The sequence below is a fragment of the Rhizobium etli 8C-3 genome (assembly GCF_001908375.1).
GTDB classification, from domain to species: Bacteria; Pseudomonadota; Alphaproteobacteria; order Rhizobiales; family Rhizobiaceae; genus Rhizobium; species Rhizobium etli_B.
In genome coordinates, this window is sequence record NZ_CP017241.1 from 2,256,361 (window position 1) to 2,274,246 (window position 17,886).

20 protein-coding genes are annotated in these 17,886 nt (G+C 60.3%); 17 read left to right on the top strand and 3 right to left on the bottom strand.

The window, feature by feature from the left end; genetic code table 11:
* Positions 1-107: 107 nt before the first annotated feature.
* Positions 108-737, bottom strand: coding sequence for a J domain-containing protein (locus AM571_RS11485; protein WP_132550195.1), 630 nt, complete (start codon positions 735-737; stop codon positions 108-110).
* 746 nt (positions 738-1,483) lie between these two features.
* On the opposite strand from AM571_RS11485, the gene AM571_RS11490 reads away from it, so the two are divergent.
* Entirely contained in the window at positions 1,484-1,696 is a 213-nt protein-coding gene (locus tag AM571_RS11490; protein WP_018900054.1) for a cold-shock protein, read from the top strand.
* Positions 1,697-1,761: 65 nt separating this feature from the next.
* Here the strand turns inward: AM571_RS11490 and dusA are convergent, their stop codons facing one another.
* On the bottom strand, positions 1,762-2,724 hold the full coding sequence (gene dusA, locus AM571_RS11495; RefSeq protein ID WP_081377062.1) for a tRNA dihydrouridine(20/20a) synthase DusA: 963 nt from the start codon (positions 2,722-2,724) through the stop codon (positions 1,762-1,764).
* Positions 2,725-2,896: 172 nt separating this feature from the next.
* Here dusA and AM571_RS11500 point away from each other — a divergent pair, with 172 nt between their 5' ends.
* The 14 genes from AM571_RS11500 (at position 2,897) to AM571_RS11565 (ending at position 13,846) form a co-directional block, all read left to right on the top strand.
* Positions 2,897-3,994, top strand: a complete 1,098-nt coding sequence (locus AM571_RS11500; protein ID WP_074061508.1) for a tyrosine-type recombinase/integrase — start codon at positions 2,897-2,899, stop codon at positions 3,992-3,994.
* A 131-nt stretch (positions 3,995-4,125) separates the two neighbouring features.
* Positions 4,126-4,350: a helix-turn-helix domain-containing protein gene (locus AM571_RS11505; RefSeq protein WP_074061509.1), complete on the top strand. Its 225-nt coding sequence runs from the start codon at positions 4,126-4,128 to the stop codon at positions 4,348-4,350.
* Between the two features lie 20 nt (positions 4,351-4,370).
* Positions 4,371-4,622, top strand: a complete 252-nt coding sequence (locus AM571_RS11510) for a hypothetical protein (RefSeq protein ID WP_074061510.1) — start codon at positions 4,371-4,373, stop codon at positions 4,620-4,622.
* Positions 4,603-6,291, top strand: a complete 1,689-nt coding sequence (locus AM571_RS11515) for an AAA family ATPase (RefSeq protein ID WP_074061511.1) — start codon at positions 4,603-4,605, stop codon at positions 6,289-6,291. Before AM571_RS11510 ends, AM571_RS11515 begins: the two co-directional genes overlap by 20 nt.
* A 148-nt stretch (positions 6,292-6,439) precedes the next feature.
* Complete coding sequence (locus tag AM571_RS11520) at positions 6,440-6,898, top strand: HNH endonuclease signature motif containing protein (RefSeq protein WP_081377063.1); 459 nt, start codon at positions 6,440-6,442, stop codon at positions 6,896-6,898.
* Entirely contained in the window at positions 6,889-8,535 is a 1,647-nt protein-coding gene (locus AM571_RS11525; RefSeq protein WP_081377064.1) for a terminase large subunit, read from the top strand. Before AM571_RS11520 ends, AM571_RS11525 begins: the two co-directional genes overlap by 10 nt.
* A 13-nt stretch (positions 8,536-8,548) precedes the next feature.
* Entirely contained in the window at positions 8,549-8,761 is a 213-nt protein-coding gene (locus AM571_RS11530; protein WP_074061513.1) for a hypothetical protein, read from the top strand.
* Between the two features lie 772 nt (positions 8,762-9,533).
* Positions 9,534-9,965, top strand: coding sequence for a MerR family transcriptional regulator (locus tag AM571_RS11535; protein WP_074061514.1), 432 nt, complete (start codon positions 9,534-9,536; stop codon positions 9,963-9,965).
* A gap of 86 nt (positions 9,966-10,051) precedes the next feature.
* On the top strand, positions 10,052-11,206 hold the full coding sequence (locus AM571_RS11540; protein ID WP_074061515.1) for a phage major capsid protein: 1,155 nt from the start codon (positions 10,052-10,054) through the stop codon (positions 11,204-11,206).
* A complete protein-coding gene (locus AM571_RS11545; protein WP_074061516.1) occupies positions 11,206-11,484 on the top strand; it encodes a head-tail connector protein in 279 nt (92 codons plus the stop codon). The genes AM571_RS11540 and AM571_RS11545 overlap by 1 nt, the downstream gene beginning before the upstream one ends.
* The gene (locus tag AM571_RS11550) at positions 11,481-12,023 is read left to right on the top strand and encodes an HK97 family phage prohead protease (RefSeq protein ID WP_237358476.1); all 543 of its coding nucleotides are present in this window, start codon (positions 11,481-11,483) and stop codon (positions 12,021-12,023) included. Before AM571_RS11545 ends, AM571_RS11550 begins: the two co-directional genes overlap by 4 nt.
* Positions 12,001-13,203, top strand: a complete 1,203-nt coding sequence (locus tag AM571_RS11555) for a phage portal protein (RefSeq protein WP_074061517.1) — start codon at positions 12,001-12,003, stop codon at positions 13,201-13,203. The genes AM571_RS11550 and AM571_RS11555 overlap by 23 nt, the downstream gene beginning before the upstream one ends.
* On the top strand, positions 13,200-13,538 hold the full coding sequence (locus AM571_RS11560; RefSeq protein ID WP_074061518.1) for a phage head closure protein: 339 nt from the start codon (positions 13,200-13,202) through the stop codon (positions 13,536-13,538). The genes AM571_RS11555 and AM571_RS11560 overlap by 4 nt, the downstream gene beginning before the upstream one ends.
* A gap of 101 nt (positions 13,539-13,639) precedes the next feature.
* On the top strand, positions 13,640-13,846 hold the full coding sequence (locus tag AM571_RS11565; RefSeq protein ID WP_074061519.1) for a hypothetical protein: 207 nt from the start codon (positions 13,640-13,642) through the stop codon (positions 13,844-13,846).
* A gap of 571 nt (positions 13,847-14,417) precedes the next feature.
* Here the strand turns inward: AM571_RS11565 and AM571_RS11575 are convergent.
* The gene (locus tag AM571_RS11575; protein WP_074061520.1) at positions 14,418-15,554 is read right to left on the bottom strand and encodes a histidinol-phosphate transaminase; all 1,137 of its coding nucleotides are present in this window, start codon (positions 15,552-15,554) and stop codon (positions 14,418-14,420) included.
* A 111-nt stretch (positions 15,555-15,665) separates the two neighbouring features.
* On the opposite strand from AM571_RS11575, the gene AM571_RS11580 reads away from it, so the two are divergent.
* Positions 15,666-16,433: an SDR family NAD(P)-dependent oxidoreductase gene (locus AM571_RS11580; RefSeq protein WP_074061521.1), complete on the top strand. Its 768-nt coding sequence runs from the start codon at positions 15,666-15,668 to the stop codon at positions 16,431-16,433.
* Between the two features lie 306 nt (positions 16,434-16,739).
* The gene (locus tag AM571_RS11585; RefSeq protein WP_074061522.1) at positions 16,740-17,873 is read left to right on the top strand and encodes an ABC transporter ATP-binding protein; all 1,134 of its coding nucleotides are present in this window, start codon (positions 16,740-16,742) and stop codon (positions 17,871-17,873) included.
* The last annotated feature ends 13 nt before the right edge of the window (positions 17,874-17,886 follow it).

Consider the following 17,886-nt stretch of genomic DNA (forward strand, 5'->3'; position numbering starts at 1 on the left):
TCTTGTGCCCGCGGTGCCGATGCACCTCGACGGGAACCGATATCCGGAATTCGGCGCTTGCATGATTTGCGCGACCGCCCGAGGACGACCGCGAGCCGTGAAGCGCCCTACTCCGCAGCCTCGCCCCGCCGCTCCGTCACGGTCGCTATCGCCACCATTTCCACCTCATACGAGTACCCTTCGAGCATCTGATATGCATGCTCGATCGCCTCGATCTGGCCCTCCGCCTTGCGGATGGCGTCAGTGATCGACTGGCTGCGGGCGCGCAGCATGGAGCCGAGCACGTCAGTTTCCGGGCGACGGCCGAGGCGGTCGATGTGCTGGCGCACGCGGTTGCGGTGGCGCTCCAGCTCCAGGATGTGGAAGCGGTTCTTGACGATGTCGTCGGAGAGCTTTCTGCGCATGGCCGCCACAGGGTCGAAGCTGCCGGGCTCGCGATCGTCGAGGATGACGTCGTTGACAAGCTTTTCCAGCATCAGCACGCCTTCGAGGTCCTTGGGGTCGGCAAGCTGCGGGTCGTAGCCGGTGTCGTCGTAGACCCGGCGGCGCACCGGATCCTTCAAGAGTTCGTAGGCGGTCTGCAGCCGGCCGAAATGCTCCGCATCTCCGCCCGAGTCGGGATGGGCTGTCTTGGCGGCCTTGCGCCAGGCGCTGCGGATCGCCTGCTCGCCGGCGTCGCGGTCAAGTCCGAGCAAAATATAGGGATCGATCAAACCGCCCACCTGTCCATCTAGCATTCATCTGTCCCCACCCCCGTGACCTACCCCCTCGGCCCTCCGGCATCAAGCCCGAAGCACCTGCACCGGCCATAATCGGGTCCAGTCGGGACGAAATTGTGGAGCGGCACGTGAATTCGCCGGGCCGCGAACCATTCGATTAGCCAATTTCGGCGGCCATTCCCCATCTCTATGCTTGTCGCGCGCGCCATGTCCATGGTTCGAAAGGCTCATTCAACATTGCAAGAAGGTTGGTTCACGGCGCCGACCGGCGTCGACGTGGTGAATTCCTGTTAAAACACAGTCGAATGATGGCGCGCGGAAGTGCGACGGAAAAGGAACCGTCAGGGCGTCAAGGCTGCAGTCGAGATCGCCGCGGAGCAAGGGGGGCGGTTCTGTTCCGAGACGGAATCCGCAAATGACACAGATCGCCTTGTGAAAGGTAACATTTCGTCAAGTGTTTGAATCTTTGGCGTTTCCCGGCTTGCGTCAGCGCATGCCACAATATTGCCGCTTGCTTTTTTCCCGAAATGCTGTCACCAATTGCAGCACTCGGGCATTAGCATGCCGGTGACTGGACAGATGTGGTAAAGCCTTCCGTTACGGAAGGCGGCGCGGGTAACCCCCGCCTGCGTAGACGTTCTTTCCCCGTACGTGACTTCTCCGACTGACCCTTCGTTCCGGTCTAACGGGACGAAAGCTAAAGCCGTCCGCTTCCTTTCGGGGGCGCGGATACCAGACAGACTAAGGGAAAAGGACTATCCCACATGGCCACCAAAGGCGTCGTAAAATTCTTCAACCAGGACAAGGGTTTTGGTTTCATCACTCCGGACGGCGGTGCAAAGGACGTATTCGTTCACATCTCCGCTCTCCAGGCATCCGGCATCCAGTCGCTCCGTGAAGGCCAGCAGGTCACCTTCGACACCGAGCCGGACCGCATGGGCAAGGGCCCGAAGGCCGTCAACATCTCGGCCAACTGATTTTAATTTCTGCCACGGCAGGAATGAGAACGGCGTCTCATGGGCGCCGTTTTTTGCTTTTGGCGTCAGGCGCTCAGCGCCTCCTTGGCACCGGGAAAATCCACCGCCGCAAAGGCCGCTGCGATCACCTCCGGCCCGGCGCCTGCCTTTGCCGCATCGCTCGACAGAATCTGTCGGTAGCGCCTGGCGCCTGGCAGACCGGTGAACAGCCCGACCATGTGCCGCGCCACATGTTGCAGGCGCCCGCCGCTTTCGAGATGCCGCGCGGCATAGGCCATCATGCGGTCGCGCAGCCCGTCCCAATCCGGCTCTGCCGCCGGTGCGCCGAAGAAGCGGTGATCGAGATCGGCAAGGATCCCCGCATTCTGATAGGCCGCCCGACCCAGCATCACGCCGTCGACATGCTTCAGATGCGCCGCTGCTTCGTCCAACGTCAGGATGCCGCCGTTGATACCGATAAAGACCTCCGGCCACCGCTCCTTCATGCGATAGACGATGTCGTAGTCGAGCGGCGGGATCTCGCGGTTCTCCTTCGGACTCAGCCCTTTGAGCCAAGCCTTTCGTGCGTGGATCCACACCGCATCGGCACCTGCGTCCAGCACCCGCGCCAACAGTTCCGGCAGTGCCTCTTCCGGCTCCTGCTCGTCCACGCCGATCCGGCACTTTACCGTGACCGGTACATTGGAGACTGCCTTCATGGCCATAACGCAATTCGCCACCACCTTAGGCGTCAGCATCAGGCAGGCCCCGAAGGTTCCCGACTGCACCCGGTCCGAAGGACAGCCGACATTGAGATTGACCTCGTCGTAGCCGTAGGGCCCTGCGATCCGAAGCGCCTCGGCAAGTTTCACCGGATCCGATCCGCCGAGCTGCAGCGCCACCGGATGCTCGTCGCCATCAAACGACAGCAGCCTCTCGCGCGGCCCGTGAATGATCGCGTCCGCCACGACCATTTCAGTATAGAGCAATGCGTTCCGGCTGATCTGCCGGTGGAAATACCGGCAATGGCGGTCGGTCCAGTCGATCATAGGGGCGACCGCGAAAATCGAAAGCCCTGATCTCCGGGCTTTTGCGTAGAAATTCAATTTGTTATGGCCGTTTGCTTGTGTCACGTTTTGTCAGTCTTTTTCAGCCTGTTGCACCATTTTTCAGGGCGAGGTACAACATTGTCGTACTTCAACGGAGCAATGTTGTACCGCAATGGGAACCATCAACGCACGCAAGCGCAAAGACGGCACGGTCGGATATACCGCACAAATCCTACGCAAGAAAGGCGGCGAGATCGTTTGGCGAGAGGCTAAGACCTTCGGCAGGAAGCGCGAGGCAGAAGCATGGATCCGCTGGCGCGAAGCGGAACTCGACAAGCCAGGCGCCATTGAGCAATTATCCAAGAGCGATTCCACGCTTGCCGACGCGATCGACAATTACGTGGATGCGAAAAGGACGATTGGTCGGACGAAGGCGCAATGCCTGCGCAGCATCAAGACCTACGCTATAGCATCTAAAGACAGCCGCACCATCCGCAGCGTCGATATCGTTTCGTTCGCGGATGAGCTTCTGGCTGGCGGCCGAAAGCCTCAGACCGTCGCGAATTACATCAGCCACCTTGCCGCCGTCTTTCGCGATGCAAAGGCGGCATGGGATATCGACCTTGACTACGGCGAAATGCAAGCGGCCCAGCGAACCCTCATGCGCCTTGAGAAGACTTCCAAGTCGGAAGAGCGCACGCGCCGCCCTACCCTCGCCGAGCTCGACAAGTTGATGGAGCATTTCACCGATCGGCAGGTACGCGCGCCACACAGCGCCCCAATGTGCAAGCTTATCGCGTTCGCCATCTTCTCGACGCGGCGGCAGGAGGAAATATCGCGCATCCTTTGGGATGACCTTGACGAGCCGCACAGCCGCATCTTGGTTCGCGACATGAAACATCCCGGACAAAAGCGCGGCAATCATACGTGGTGCGAACTGACGCCCGAGGCAATGGCCATCGTTAAATCGATGCCGCGGACCAAACCGGAGATCTTCCCGTACACCGGAGACGCCATGTCCGCAGCCTTCACGCGGGCTTGCCAGTTCCTTGGCATTAACAAGGAAGATACACCAGAGGCGGATCGCCTTGTTTTCCATGACCTGCGGCACGAGGGTATTTCGCGCCTGTTTGAAATGGGCAGGACTATCCCGCTCGCCGCAAGCGTGTCAGGCCACCGCTCTTGGAACTCCCTGAAACGCTACGCGCAGATCAAGGAAGTCGGCGACAAGTTTGCTGGCTGGAAGTGGCTCGATGTCGTGACGAAGTAGGAGACGAGAGGAAAAAATCTGACAAAGCTTGACAGCGGCACGTGTTGCCGCTATATTCCCCTGTTATGCGCATAAACGCTCTGCGCTTATTTTAATTTCACTGTCAACTTTATACAGGGTGTAAACAGATCATGTCAAGCGAAAAATTCAAGACGAATGAAGCAGCCGCATACATCGGCAAGTCGGCATCGTGGCTTAATAAAACCCGCATGACCGGCATCGGGCCAGTCTACATGAAAATCGGCGGCGGCGTGGTCTACGCCAAATCCGATCTTGACGCGTTCCTAGCCGGAGCGCGACGCACCGCAGTCTACGCGCACGCAAACGACAACAAGCGTGCGGCAACGGCGGCATAAACCCCACCACAGGAGACGATATGGAGATTCACAACCTCCGGCCAGCAGCCGGAAGGAACGAGCGCGCCATCTTTGACGTGCAGATCGGGCCGCACCTACGGCTCTACAGCCTCACCCTGAAAGAAGGCCCCGACGGCAGGTTGCGCACGTTCGCACCGAAAGCCTTCGGCAAGCATGCTGCATCGTTCCACCCGGAACTTGCCCAGCAAATCACCAATGCCGCAGTAGCGGCCATGAACGGCGGAGCAGCCAGTGACCGTAGCGCAGCGTAAGAAATTCATCCTCAATGGCCATGCCGCCGCCGACGACTTCGATGCCGTCGCCTCGGTGTATTACGGAATTTATGACCGCCTCACCGACTGGGGGCACGCCACTGCAAACGTCGTCGTCGCCCCTGCCAAGGAAGACGGCCAGCCCGATTGGGACCGCGCCGGCCCGACGAACCTAGAGAAGCCATCCAGCGATAGCGGGCCAGCCGACATGGCTGAAGCAAGCCGCTTGGCAATCCTAGTTGACGAAATCGATGGCTGCGACTCCGCAACCTCTCTGCTGCTATGGCTTGATCCCGAAACGGGCAATCCCAACATGGGGCAGATCGCCGGCCCGGAAGCTGACGGCGACATTGCCATGCGCATCATCGGCCGTGACATCGGCGCCGCACCACCGGCGAAGGAATACAAGCCAGGACCTCTTTCGGCGAGCCTTCTGAAGCTCGCGGAAAAGATCAGCCCTCCGCCTGCCGCCAACGACAACGAACCCCAGATCGACAAGCGGCTGATAGCTTTTGGCGACGCGTACGGCGGCCAGATTATCGGCAATACGCTGTTCAGCGCCAAGGTCGACGGCGCGCTGGGTCAAATCGTCTTCTCGGCTGACGGCAACGCGTGGTTCCACACATCCAAGGGAGCTCGCCGGATTGGCCTTCCTGAGAAGCCAAAAGACCGCTTCGCCGTCGACTGGTTTGGCGATCTGGAAGAAGACATGCCGAAAGAGACGATCGTTAAAGGCGTCTTCGGAGTCAACGAATTCACCATGCTCTCTGGCAAGCCAGGATCAGGCAAGTCCGTCATCACCACAGACCTGGCTTGCCACGTTGCGGCCGGCATGGAGTGGCATGGCAGGAAGGTCAAGCAAGGGCTTGTCGTCTATGTAGCCGCCGAGCGGCGCGCGCTTACCAAGCGGCGCATGATGGCTTTCCGCAAGCATCATGGCATCGGCACGATACCGCTAGCCGTGATTGGCGGCAGGCTGGACATGACGAGCTCGGTTGCCGACGCTGAAGCCCTTGCCGCGTCAATCCGCCAGTTGGAGGAAGACTGCGGCCACAAGTGTGTGTGGATTGTCATCGACACCTTGACGCGCGTTTTCGGCCCCGGCGATCAGAACGCCACGAAGGACATGGGCAAATTCGTCCTATCGTGCGACGCACTTCGTGAGGCTGTGCCGGATTCCCACGTCACCGTTATCCACCACACCGGATGGGCTGGCGACCGCGGCAAGGGTGCGATCGATCTGGACGGCGCGGTGGACGCTTCCTTCCTTGTGAAGAAAGAGGCCGCCGGCTACATCCTTGAGTGCGACGGCGCGAACGATGGCGACGAGGGTGTGATTGCGCACTTCCGTATGGAAGGCGTCCAGGTGGGTGTTGACGCTGACGGCGAGCCGACGATGGCGCCTGTGGTTGTGCCTGGCGCGGGTGAAGGCCCCGCCGAGAAGCTGCTTAGCGGGCCAAAACGAAAGGCGATCCATGCGCTTGCTGAGCTTTCGGTGGACGGCGAGCCGGTGCCTATGGCCCTCTGGCGTGCCAAGTGCCGAGAGCTATTCGATAATGGTGGCGGCAAGTCACAAGACGCACTCAACAAGCAGTTCGAGCGAGCCAAGCGGTCACTGCTGGACGAGGGTCTAGTCCAGCAAGTGGACGCTGGGTTTTTGCCATCGTGATCCCCATGGACGGTGAGCGTCCATCATGGATGTCCATGCCGTCCATCTATCAACCACGACACCTTCTCGCATGGATGGACATGGACACACCCCTTTAGGGGTGTCCGTCCGTCCATGCAGAGAGTCCATAAAAAAGAGAATCTGACCAATGGCTAAATGGCCATACTCAACAGCAGCTTGGCAGCGTTTGCGTGCTGCTAAGCTCTCTATCCAGCCGTTGTGCGAAGTCTGCATTCGGCGGGAAGTCGTAGAGCCTGCCACCGTCGTTGACCACGTCGTCGCTATCAATGCGGGCGGCGATCCGTTCCCTCCCCTCGATGGTCTCATGTCCATGTGCACTGAGTGCCACAACATCAAGACCAACGCCAAGGACCATCCGAATGCAACGGGCTTCCGTCGCGCTCTGAAGGGCTACGACGTGGACGGCAACCCAATCGACGTCGAAGGCTGGGAACGCACCAGCGAGGCGCTGGGTGGCGATGCAGAGCCGGCGGCCTTCGGATCACGGCGATCGACGGGCCAAGGACCGGCGCGGGAGACGCGCAAAGACTTAGTTTCATGCGACTCATTCGCAACTAGCGAAAAGGAGGGCGACCTATGGGTTTAAGAGGCCCCGGCGCAAAGCCCAAATCTGCCAAGGTCGCTGCCAACGACAATCTGCGCGAGGAGCTCCCATGGGAGGCTGAAGGGCTGACACGGATAGAGCGCGTAGTCGCGTTCTGCGAGGACATGCCAGTCACCCAGGGCAAGCTTGCCGGAACAAAGCTGAAGCTGCGCGAATGGCAAATCGAGGAGTTCCTCGAGCCCGTTTACGCAGAAGATGACGACGGCAAGCGGCAGGTTCGGACTGCCGTGTTCTCGATGGGCAGAAAGAACGGAAAAACCGGCATTTCGGCGGCGTTGGCGCTTTGCCACCTCGTGGGACCGGAGGCAGAAGAGCGCGGCGAAATCTATTTTTGCGCAATGGACAAGGCGCAGGCGGCGAAGGCATGGGCGGAGTGCAAAGCCATGTTGGAAGCCCATCCGGAGCTTTCGCAGCGCGTCAATATCATCCGGTTCTCGAAAGAGATTGAAGTGCTCGACGGCGCCGGCAAAGGCTCGGTCCTCAAAGCCTTGTCAGCCGACGCTGATAGCAAACTTGGCCTGTCGCCCTCATTCGTTCTGTGTGACGAGATCGGGTACTGGCCGAAGCGCGATCTATTCGACGCGATGGACTCCGCCCTCGGCGCGCGTGACGAGCCGCTAATCGTGGCCATCAGCACGCAAGCCAAGGACGACACGCATTTCTTCTCGGAAATGATTGACTACGGCTTGAAGATCAAGACCGGCGAAGTCGAGGACGAATCCTTCCACCTCGCCATGTTCGCGGCTGGCCCGAATGACGATCCGTGGGATCCAGCTACATGGGAGAAGGCTAACCCGGCGCTCGGCGACTTCCTGTCATATGAGCAAGTCGAGCGCCAGGCGATGCAGGCGCAGCGCATCCCGTCGAAGGAAGCGGATTTTCGGAACAAAGTCCTCAATCAGCGGGTAGACGGCACGGTGCGCTTTATCGCGGCCAGAGAATGGAACGACTGCGATCTTGGCCCCATCGACGACAAAGAACTGGAAGGGCGCGAATGCTTCGGGGCGTTGGATTTGAGCGCGGCACGCGATCTTACAGCATTTGTGCTCGTGTTTCCCGAAGAGGATGGCCGCTACACGGTCCTGCCGCGGTTCTTCCTTCCCGAGTTCGATATTGACGGCAAGAGCGATACCGACCGCGTGCCGTACAACGTCTGGGCGAAACAGGCGGACGCGCGCCTGACCCTGCTTCCCGGCAAGGTCATCGATCCGGCGCTCGTAGCCGAATACATCGCCGACGAGGCGGCCCGCTTCGATATCAAGGAGATCGCCTTCGATCGTTGGCGGATCGAGGACTTGAAGCGCGAGCTCGAAAAGCTATCCGTCGAGTTGCCGCTTGTGCCGTTCGGCCAGGGCTACAAGGATATGTCGCCAGCCGTGGACGTTCTGGAGGTCACAGTGGCCCAGCAGAAGCTAAACCACGCCGGCAACCCCCTGATGCGCATGTGCGCCGCCAACGCTGTCGTCACGAAAGACCCGGCTGGCGCGCGCAAGCTTGACAAGTCTAAGGCGAGTGGGCGCATAGATGGTATCGTCGCGCTTGCAATGGGCTTGAAAATCGCACAGGGCCACGAGGAAGAAACAATGCCAGGCTGCTTGCTGGCCATGCTGGCGGCATAACTAGGAGATTGGAATGGCACAGGGATTAGCGATAACGCGCGGGCAGTTGGCCATGATGAGGGGCAAGGCTGCCGACGCTGTTAAGGACCAGAACGACAAGGAAGCGTTGGCGGAGGTTATACGCCTGCATATTGCAATACAGGCGATCGATGCCGTTCTCGTCGAGCGAGGCGCTGGCAATCAGGAGTCGCCTTGGAACGATCCCACCTTTCGGCTCAACCGCTGATCTATTGCCAATCAGCAACACCTTGCCGCTATCCATTGGCGGCGGGGTAAGTTTTTTCGCCGGAAATGTCGGCTTTCCGGGTTTTCGTGGTGAGTATAGTAGAGGGGTGCGAAACGAGTACGGACTCAAACGGTGCGCCGAGCGGTTAGTATGAGAGGCGAGAGCGGTCCCTTTCCGCGTTTTCGGCGGGTGTATAGGTGAGCCAGTATATACTCAAACGCCCCTAGCTTCCTAATAAGTGGGAAGCATGCTTCGACCGGCCCGAAGTTTGTAATAAGGGGGGAACGTCTCCCACGCGCACTCAAGTCCCCAAGGGGTGAGGCATACCTGAAACAGTGCGCCGAGCGGTAGGAGTGGAAGGTATACCTCAAACCGCCTCAGAATGACTAGGGATGAGAGAGGCACTTTTGGCATTTCGTCCCCCTTTATAGTGAGAGGTCATGACCTGATTGCCCTGGAAGTGACTAGGGATAGCAGGAACGCATGCGCTGATTAGCGCGCGGATGACTAGAAGTAGATAGACAATTTCGATTTCAGGCGGCTATCTCCCTTGGGGCTTGGCCAGTCCTTAAAGCATGCATCGCTGCCGCCACCTGTAAGGGACATGGGCGGTGCAGGCACGGCAAGTCGTTGGAGTTGTGACCCCGCGCAAATTGCAACGGATCTGCCGATCCATTGCTGCCCTTGATTGGGCATAGCGGGAGGCGGGCTTCGGCCCGCTTCCCCTTTTTTATCCAACATAGAATCCTACAACTGATGAAAGGAAACGGCGATGGCCGACCCTTGGCGCGAGCGCGCCTATTCCGTCGGCGAGGCCGCAACCCTTGCCGGCATACGACGCAGCACCCTCGACGTCTGGTGCATCAGGCAACCCCATGAGCTTTTTAGCGAAAAGCGCGGGCACCGCCGCTGGTTTAGTCCCAAGGACATCGCAGTGCTGCGGATGGCCCATGAGCTGGAGCGCGGGGGCATGGTCCTTCTAACCGCGATCGCGTGCGCCTACGAGCACATGCAGGAGCCGCCAGCCGCGGACGCAGTTTTCGTTATCCCAGCCGGCAAGCTATCGCCTCGGTCAGGCTGGTTCATCAGCGACCGCGACGTGCCCCGGCTCGCCATCGACAAATCGATCATTCTCATTCCCATCGGCCAGTTGGTCGCCGGGATAATCGCGGCCTGCGCAGAGCTTCGCTCACGCGCCGCATAAGCAAGCGGGACCATGGCCCGCATCATCGCGGCTACGGCCGCACAACGGGCGCCTGAAGGGCGCCTTTTCCATATGGAGAAACTACTTTGAACATTGCACACCTGCAGGAAAACCGCGCCTCTAAGATCGCTGAGCTGCGCAAGGTAACGGACAACCCGGAACGCTTTGACGCTCTGGAAGCTGAAGTCCGCGCGCTCGACAAGGATATCCGCCGCGCCGCAACGCTCGCCGAATTTGAGCGCCAGGCTGAGGCCAAGCCGGATGCACGGCTCGAAAACGAGATCCGCGATTATTCCGTCGCAAAGGCTATCCGCGAGTCCGTCGCTGGCAATCTGACTGGCCGCGAAGCTGAAGTTTCGGCAGAGCTCGGCAAGGGTCGCGAAGTCCGCGGCGTTATGGTCCCTACTTCGGCAATCTTCGGCGAACAGCGCGCCATGCTCACCACCGGCTCGGCTGGTAACACGGTTGCGACCGCGATGGGTGGTCTGATCGACCGCCTGCGTCCCGTCCTTGCCGTGCAGGGCATGGGCGCCACGATCATTAGCGGCCTGACTGGCAACCTCGACCTGCCGCGCCTGACGGCTGGCCCGACTGCCTACTGGGTGGCTGAAGACGGCGCGCCGACTGCTTCGGATTCGACCTTCGACAAGGTTTCTCTGGCGCCGAAGACCGTTGCCGGCGAGATGTACCTTTCCCGCCGCCTGACGCTGCAGAATGGCGTTGCGCTGGAAAACGTACTCCGCAATGACCTTGCGTTCATTCTCGCTCAGGCGCTCGACAAGGCGGCTATCCAGGGTGGCGGCACGAATGAGCCGGATGGGATTCTTTCTGTGATAACCGAGAATGTGACGGCAGCGACGGCGCTTTCCGACATTGCGGCTGACCTAATTGCCGCGCTGGAAATCGACGACGTGACCGGCACGACGGGCTTCCTCACCAATGCCGCCCTCATGGGTGCGGTTCGCAAGGTCAAGGACACGACGGGCCGCGTCATTCCGGCGTCGGAAATCTTCCACGGCGAGCGCGTCGTTTCGAGCAACAACGTTCCGGTTGTTGCAGCTGAAAACCCGCTGATCTTCGGAGCCTGGTCGAATCTGGTCCTCGGCATGTGGAGCGGCGTTGACATTCTTGCCAACCCGTACAGCGACGCCAGCAAGGGCGGCCTGCGCCTGCACGCGTTCCTCGATGCGGATATCGCGATCCGCCATACCGAGGCGTTCTCTTACAAGAACGTCGCCTAATGGAGGCCGTCACCCTCGCTGAAGCGAAGGCGCACTTGCGCATCGGATTCACGTCCGATGACGCCTATGTGACTTCGCTCCTAGAGGCGGCCGAGGGGTACGTGTCGGAGATCGGGGTGGCGCTTGCCGCCCCGGTTCCCGCGCCCGTTAAGCACGCCATCCTCTTGCTTGTGTCGCACTGGTATTCCGCGCGCGAAGCTGCGGCGACCGAACCGCCACGCGCCATTGCATTCGGTGTAGACGCCCTTCTCCAGCCCTTTAGGGAGCAATCACTGTGATTGAGAAACGTATCGCGACTGAGGTTCGCGCCGAAGGCCGAAAGCTGACCGGGTACGCGGCGACGTTCGGCACAGAAACCCGGATCCTCGACTTTAACGAGACGATCGCCCCCGGCGCCTTCGCGGCCAGTCTGCGCGGCCAGCCCGACATTCTGGCGTTGGTCGATCACGACACTGGCAAGGTGTTGGCAAGGACGGCTAGCGGGACGTTGCAGCTCTCCGAAGACGCGCGCGGACTCAAGTTCTCGATAGACGTTCCGGATACAAGCCTTGGCCGCGATATCCTCGCCATGGCGGCCCGTTCCGACCTAGGCGGAATGTCGTTTGGCTTCACCGTCCCTGAAGGCGGAGACGAGTGGCGCGGCGATAAGCGCACGCTCCGCAACGTTGTGCTCCACGAAATTAGCGTCGTGCAGAGCTTCCCCGCGTACGGCGGCACGTCCATTCAGGCACGAGCTCGCCAGCAGCGCACCGATACCGACCGTCGGCTAGCAATCCTAGAACTGGAGGCTTCCCATGTGGCCATTCCGCAAAACTGAAACGCGCATCGCTACTAGCGACCCGTTCCTCGGCGAGTTCCTTGGCGCGCGCTGGCAGGCTAGCGCTGACATTGAGAAGGCAAGCGGCCACGCTGTCGCACACCGCTGCATCAGCGTCATCGCCGAAAACCTCGCAAGCGTGCCGCTGAAGGTCTACAAGAGGACCGAAGATGGCGGACGGGAAGCCGCAACAGAGCATCCGCTCTATGGCGTGCTGCACGACGAGACCGCGCCAGGGCTTACCGCCTTCGAGGCTCGAGAGTGGTTGCTTGCGTCTGCGCTTACCCAGGGCAATGCCTATGCTCGTATCGATCGCAACGGCCGTGGCCAGGTAACGGCACTGCATCCCCTCGTAGCCGGCACGGTCACGGTCGAAGTGCTCAAGTCTGGCCGTCTGCGCTATAAGCACGCCCTGCCCGACGGCGGCACCGAAACGCTGCTGCAAGACGAGGTGCTGCACATCCGCTATCGGACCAAGGACGGCATTCTCGGCATGTCGCCCATCCAGATTGCAGCGGCTGCTTTCGGCCTTGCATTGGCGCAGCAGGACCAAGCCGGCGCTGCCGCGGAGAATGCGTTCCGTCCTGCCGGCGCGCTCGTGTTTCCCGACAAGATCGGCGGGGCCGGCAAGGAGTCCGTGACTGCGAAGTTCAAGGAACGCTTCGTCGGCGCGCTCAAGGCCAACGAGGTAATGATCCTCGACGGCGGAGCGAAGTTTGAGACCTTCAGCTTTAACAGCAAGGACTCCGAGTTTCTGGATTCGCGCAAGCTGTCTAACCTCGACATCTGCCGCGTCTTCGGCGTGCCGCCTAGCGTAGCCGGCATCACCGACGATGCGACCTACAGCAACATCGGCGAGGAATCCCGCGCCCTCGTCATGCGGTGCCTGGCACCATGGGCCAAGCGCGTCGAGATGGCCATGAATATCGCTCTCCTGTCGCCAGAGGCGCGCAAGACGCTCTTTATTGAGCACGACCTAAACGCGCTTACCAGAGGCGATCTGTCGACCCGCTATGCGGCTTACCGCATGGCGCGTGAGGGCGGCTGGCTTTCCGCAAACGATATTCGCGGATACGAGAACATGAGCAGGATCGAAGGCGGCGATGAATATATCCAGCCGTTGAACATGGGCTTGCTCGGCGCGAACGACAATCGCTCAAAGCTGGATGATGCAGCATGACCGGCGCTGGTGATCTGCGGGAAGTCGTCAATTTCCAGTTTTACGAGGAAATTGATGACGGCTACGGAAATGTGTACGGCGACTGGGTAACGGTCTTTTCCGCCCATGCCCGAATCCAGATCCTTCGCGGCACGGAAACGGTTATGGCGGGCCGCCTTGCCGGCAAGCAAACCGTTGCGCTGACAATCCGCTGGCAAACCGAAGTCGCCACCATGCACAGCGGCTTTCGGGCCGTTAACGCGCGCAGCGGCGAAGTCTACAACGTCAAAAGCGTTGAACCAGACGAGCGGCGGGCGTTCGTCAACATTCTAGTCGAGTCGGGCGTGGCGACATAAACGCGGGCCGCCTCGTGCGGCCTGCACAACCTTGACGATCTGCCTATTTCGTGCAATACGAGCGTGCCCCAACAATAACAACAATAAAGGGAGGCCACGCTATGAAGCTCGCCGTTGCGCGCGAAATCAAATCCATTGCAGCCGAAGCCGGCGCGGACAGTTGGAAGCTGATCCGCGAAGGGAAGCACCTGATAATTGACTTCCGATTCGCTGAGAAGACCGTGCGGCAGGTGCTGGCCGCTACGCCTTCCGGGCCGCGAGCACGACGCAACGAAGTGGCGTGGTTACGACGGCAGGTTGCCGCTTGAGTGCGGTACGACGCGCGGTACAACATGGCCCGCTGCACCGCCTGATTCTAGGCTAATTCGTCCAGTCGATCATCGGCGCGACGGCGAAGACGGGAGCTTTGAAGTAGTTGCCTTTTTCTTTTTTTTCAGGCGCTTGCAACAGTTTTTTCTCCGTCTTGTTCACGCTTGTTTTATGCCAAATCCGCCGATTTCGACGCCGGACTTGGCACAATGCACCAACTGGAATCGCCATGTACCAAATGAGGATGCGGTCATGGGAACTATCACCGCGCGAAAGCGAAAAGATGGTAGCGTCGGCTACGGGGCACGCGTGCGCGTTATGCGGGATGGCCTCACTTATCATGAGACAGAGACTTTTGATAGGCGGCCGGAGGCAATGGGTCCGCCTCAAGCGTTACACGCATCTTCGCGAAACCGGCGACAACTATGCTAGCTGGGGCGGCCCCCAGTCGGCGGTCGAGACCAGATAGCAAGCGCATGCGCCGCTTGGACGAGGCTTTTTCTGCTGCGGAGGAGCCTCCACAATCGAGTCAGGGAAATTTACTTGCGCTCGGGCACGCTGCCCGCAGCTTCAACGTCGGAACAGAGCCGGTGAAGAGCCTTGTGCCCCCGCGTCCTTCAGCGCGCGGAGGAAATGGTCGTTTTCCCGGATCGAACCGACGCTGACACGAATGAAGGTCTCGAAGCCTGTCTGCTTCCACGGCTTGACGATGACACCGCGTTCGAGCAGGGCCACGGCCAGTTGGGTGGAGTTTTTCCCTGTGTCGACGAACAGGAAATTGCATTTCGAAGGCGCCATCCGGTAGCCCATGGCGGCAAGGCTTGCAGCCATCCGTTGACGTTCGAGACTGGCGGCCTCGATGGACCGTTTCAGGTGGCCCGCATCGTCCAGCGCGGAAATTGCCGAAACCTGGGCTATGGCATTCGTGTTGAACGGGGTGCGGGCGCGGTTGAAGAAATCGCAAAGGCCGCCATCGCTGACGATGCCGTAGCCAATGCGCAGGCCGGCCAGGCCGTAGGCCTTGGAAAAGGTGCGCAGCACGACCCAGTTGCAACCGCTATCCTTCAGCATGTCGGCTGCGCTGGGATAGTCATCGCCTGCCGCATATTCGGCATAAGCCTCGTCTACAACGATGAGAGTTTCCGGATCGAGCGCAGCGATAGCCTTCGCTAGTTCACTGGGTGTCAGCCATGAGCCGACCGGGTTCATAGGATTGGAGAACATCAGCATGCGCGGCTTGCGGGCGATCGCGGCAAGAAGCGCATTCATGTCGATGGTGAGATCCGCTGTGACGGTGACGCGCTCGACCTTTCCGCCCATCAGGGTCACGTAGTCCTCGTGCAGAGGGAAGGATGGATAGAGCGTCGCCATGGTATCGGCCGGGCGCACTACCGACCGGCAGATGACGGCGATCAGGTCTTCCGAGCCGTTGCCTAGAATGACTTGGTTGGCCTCCACGTCAAAGTTGGCCGCCAGTCGAGCGCACAGGGCGCGGCCCTGCGGATCGGGATAGAGCCGGGCAAGCTCGCCGATATCGGGAAAGAGCGTGCGCACCATCGGCGAAGGGCCGAGAGGGTTCTCGTTGGAGCCAAGCTTGGCGATGTCGTCGATATGGTATTTCGCCCGCACCTCCTCCAGCGTCAATCCGGCATTGTAAGGAGCGATCGAGCGGATTTCCTCCCGGATAGGGCTTGAAGCATTTGCCATTTGCAGTCTCCATGGGCGCGCTTGCTACGCGACATTCAGGATGTGCGTATATGTATAGACATGTCAACACAAGTATGCTTCATTCCATCAGAGAACAAGAAGGGAGCCGCTATGACCCGTGCGAGTTTTGATCTTTCCGGCCGCCGCGCTCTCGTCACCGGCGCAAGCCGCGGCATAGGGCAGGCGATCGCGGTTGCCCTGGCTGAGGCCGGTGCGGATGTGGCGGTCACAGCGCGGGCGGTCGAGGGACTAGCCGAAACCCGGGCGCTGGTCGAGGGCGCCGGCAGGCGCTCGGTGACGATCGCCCAGGACGTACGCGACGTCGAGTCCTGCGGACACGTCACGAGAGCGGCGTCCGAGGCGCTGGGCGGCCTCGACATCCTGGTCAACAATGCGGGATTCGAAAATGTCCGGCCCTCCTTCGATGTGGATGAGGCGCTCTGGGAATCGATCCTGTCGACCAATCTGAAGGGGGCTTTCTTCTGCTCTCAGGCGGCCGGCCGGATCATGGCCGAAGCAGGCGGCGGCGCTATCGTCAATCTCTGCTCGCTGACCTCCTATGTCGGCGTTCCGACCGCTGTGCCTTACGGCGCCTCGAAGTCCGGACTTCTCGGCGTGACGCGGGCGCTGGCCACCGAATGGGCAGTGCACAACATCCGGGTCAACGCCATTGCGCCCGGCTATTTTCGCACGGCCATGACCGAGGTCTTCTACGAGAACGAGGACTGGCAGTTGCGTATGCTGGACAAGATCCCGCAGCGCCGTTTCGGCAAGGAAAGCGACATCGGCGGGGTCGCGGTCTTTCTCTGCAGCGATGCTGCGGCATACGTCACCGGGCAGTGCATTCCAGTCGACGGCGGCTTTCTCGCTTCAATCTGAGATCTCGGCCAGCTTCGCCCGAGTGGTTAGTAGAATGGCGGCAAACACCGCCGCCCCCTCAGGCGCTTGCCTTTTTGCTCGCGTGCGACAAAATCTCGATCGAGATGCGCGAGACTTTTCGCAACTGCACAAAACTTAGCCAGACGACATTGCGGCAAAAAAAATACGCAAGTTTGATTGACGGTACTTGTACAAATATGTATAGACAAGTTAACGTGAAACTCGATCGGTTGGCTGCCGTCGCGACGGCAGAATGAAGCTTCGGGACGGCACCGTTCGTCAAGCCGGGCAACACAGGGGAATCTCATGGGCGTTGTTGCTGCCGGCCTCCGTCCGGCCGGAATGACTGGTCAGATTGCTGTTTCCGTCAAAGATGTCAGCATGGTTTTCGGCAATGTCCATGCCGTCAAGAATGCCTTCTTCGACCTGCCGAAGGGCAAGTTCCTGACCATTCTCGGCCCGTCAGGTTCCGGCAAGACGACCCTCCTGCGTATGATTGCCGGCTTCGATCGCCCGACCAGCGGCGAAATCTTCATCAACGGCCAGCCGGTCAGTGCCGTGCCGCCGCACAGGCGCGCGATCGGCATGGTGTTTCAAAAGCTCGCGCTCTTCCCGCACATGACGGCGGCTGAAAACGTCGCCTTTCCGCTTAAGATGCGCCGCCATGATGCCCGCACGATCCCGGAGAAAGTCGAGCGCTATCTCGATCTCGTGCGGCTCGGCGGCTATGGCGGCCGGCGCATCAATGAGTTGTCCGGCGGCCAGCAGCAGCGTGTCGCCATCGCTCGCGCCCTGGTGTTCGAACCGGACCTGCTCCTGCTTGACGAACCGCTCGCCGCGCTCGATCGGAAGCTTCGTGAGGAAATGCAGCTCGAATTCCGCCGCATCCAGAAGGAACTCGGGGTGACGACGATCAACGTCACCCATGACCAGCGCGAGGCGCTGGTGGTCTCCGACGAGATCATCGTCATGAGCGGTGGCGAAATTCAGCAGAAGGCTCGTCCAGTCGACGCTTATCGCGCTCCGTCCAATGCCTTCGTCGCCAACTTCATTGGTGTTACCAATTTCATCGAGGGCGAGGTCGTCGATTTGACCTCTGCGGGCGTCGTGTTTGAGGCGAATGGCCTGCGCTTTTCCGGTGTCGTCACCGATGCTGCGCTTGCCGCCGGTGCGCCCTGTGCCGCTGCGGTCCGCGCCGAGCAGATCCGCATCGCCCCGAAGGACGGAAGCCTCGGCGATCTCGAAGCAGTGGTTGACGGCAAGGTGGTCGACTGCATCTTTGAAGGCGAGCGCCTGGTCTACGAAATTCGGGTTCCGGGGCTGGCCGGCGTTCTGATGCGTGTCTTCGACCACGACCCAGAATCCCACTTGCAGTTCGGTCCGGGCGAAGACGTTCGTCTCGGCTGGAACGCAAGGGATATGAATGTTTTTCAAAAATGACCCCGAGAAGGTC

Coding starts and splice junctions, on each gene's coding strand:
- AM571_RS11485 (WP_132550195.1), bottom strand. CDS start 737: ATGCTAGATGGACAGGTGGGCGGTTTGATCGATCCCTATATTTTGCTC.
- AM571_RS11490 (WP_018900054.1), top strand. CDS start 1,484: ATGGCCACCAAAGGCGTCGTAAAATTCTTCAACCAGGACAAGGGTTTT.
- dusA (WP_081377062.1), bottom strand. CDS start 2,724: ATGATCGACTGGACCGACCGCCATTGCCGGTATTTCCACCGGCAGATC.
- AM571_RS11500 (WP_074061508.1), top strand. CDS start 2,897: ATGGGAACCATCAACGCACGCAAGCGCAAAGACGGCACGGTCGGATAT.
- AM571_RS11505 (WP_074061509.1), top strand. CDS start 4,126: ATGTCAAGCGAAAAATTCAAGACGAATGAAGCAGCCGCATACATCGGC.
- AM571_RS11510 (WP_074061510.1), top strand. CDS start 4,371: ATGGAGATTCACAACCTCCGGCCAGCAGCCGGAAGGAACGAGCGCGCC.
- AM571_RS11520 (WP_081377063.1), top strand. CDS start 6,440: ATGGCTAAATGGCCATACTCAACAGCAGCTTGGCAGCGTTTGCGTGCT.
- AM571_RS11525 (WP_081377064.1), top strand. CDS start 6,889: ATGGGTTTAAGAGGCCCCGGCGCAAAGCCCAAATCTGCCAAGGTCGCT.
- AM571_RS11530 (WP_074061513.1), top strand. CDS start 8,549: ATGGCACAGGGATTAGCGATAACGCGCGGGCAGTTGGCCATGATGAGG.
- AM571_RS11535 (WP_074061514.1), top strand. CDS start 9,534: ATGGCCGACCCTTGGCGCGAGCGCGCCTATTCCGTCGGCGAGGCCGCA.
- AM571_RS11545 (WP_074061516.1), top strand. CDS start 11,206: ATGGAGGCCGTCACCCTCGCTGAAGCGAAGGCGCACTTGCGCATCGGA.
- AM571_RS11555 (WP_074061517.1), top strand. CDS start 12,001: ATGTGGCCATTCCGCAAAACTGAAACGCGCATCGCTACTAGCGACCCG.
- AM571_RS11560 (WP_074061518.1), top strand. CDS start 13,200: ATGACCGGCGCTGGTGATCTGCGGGAAGTCGTCAATTTCCAGTTTTAC.
- AM571_RS11565 (WP_074061519.1), top strand. CDS start 13,640: ATGAAGCTCGCCGTTGCGCGCGAAATCAAATCCATTGCAGCCGAAGCC.
- AM571_RS11575 (WP_074061520.1), bottom strand. CDS start 15,554: ATGGCAAATGCTTCAAGCCCTATCCGGGAGGAAATCCGCTCGATCGCT.
- AM571_RS11580 (WP_074061521.1), top strand. CDS start 15,666: ATGACCCGTGCGAGTTTTGATCTTTCCGGCCGCCGCGCTCTCGTCACC.
- AM571_RS11585 (WP_074061522.1), top strand. CDS start 16,740: ATGGGCGTTGTTGCTGCCGGCCTCCGTCCGGCCGGAATGACTGGTCAG.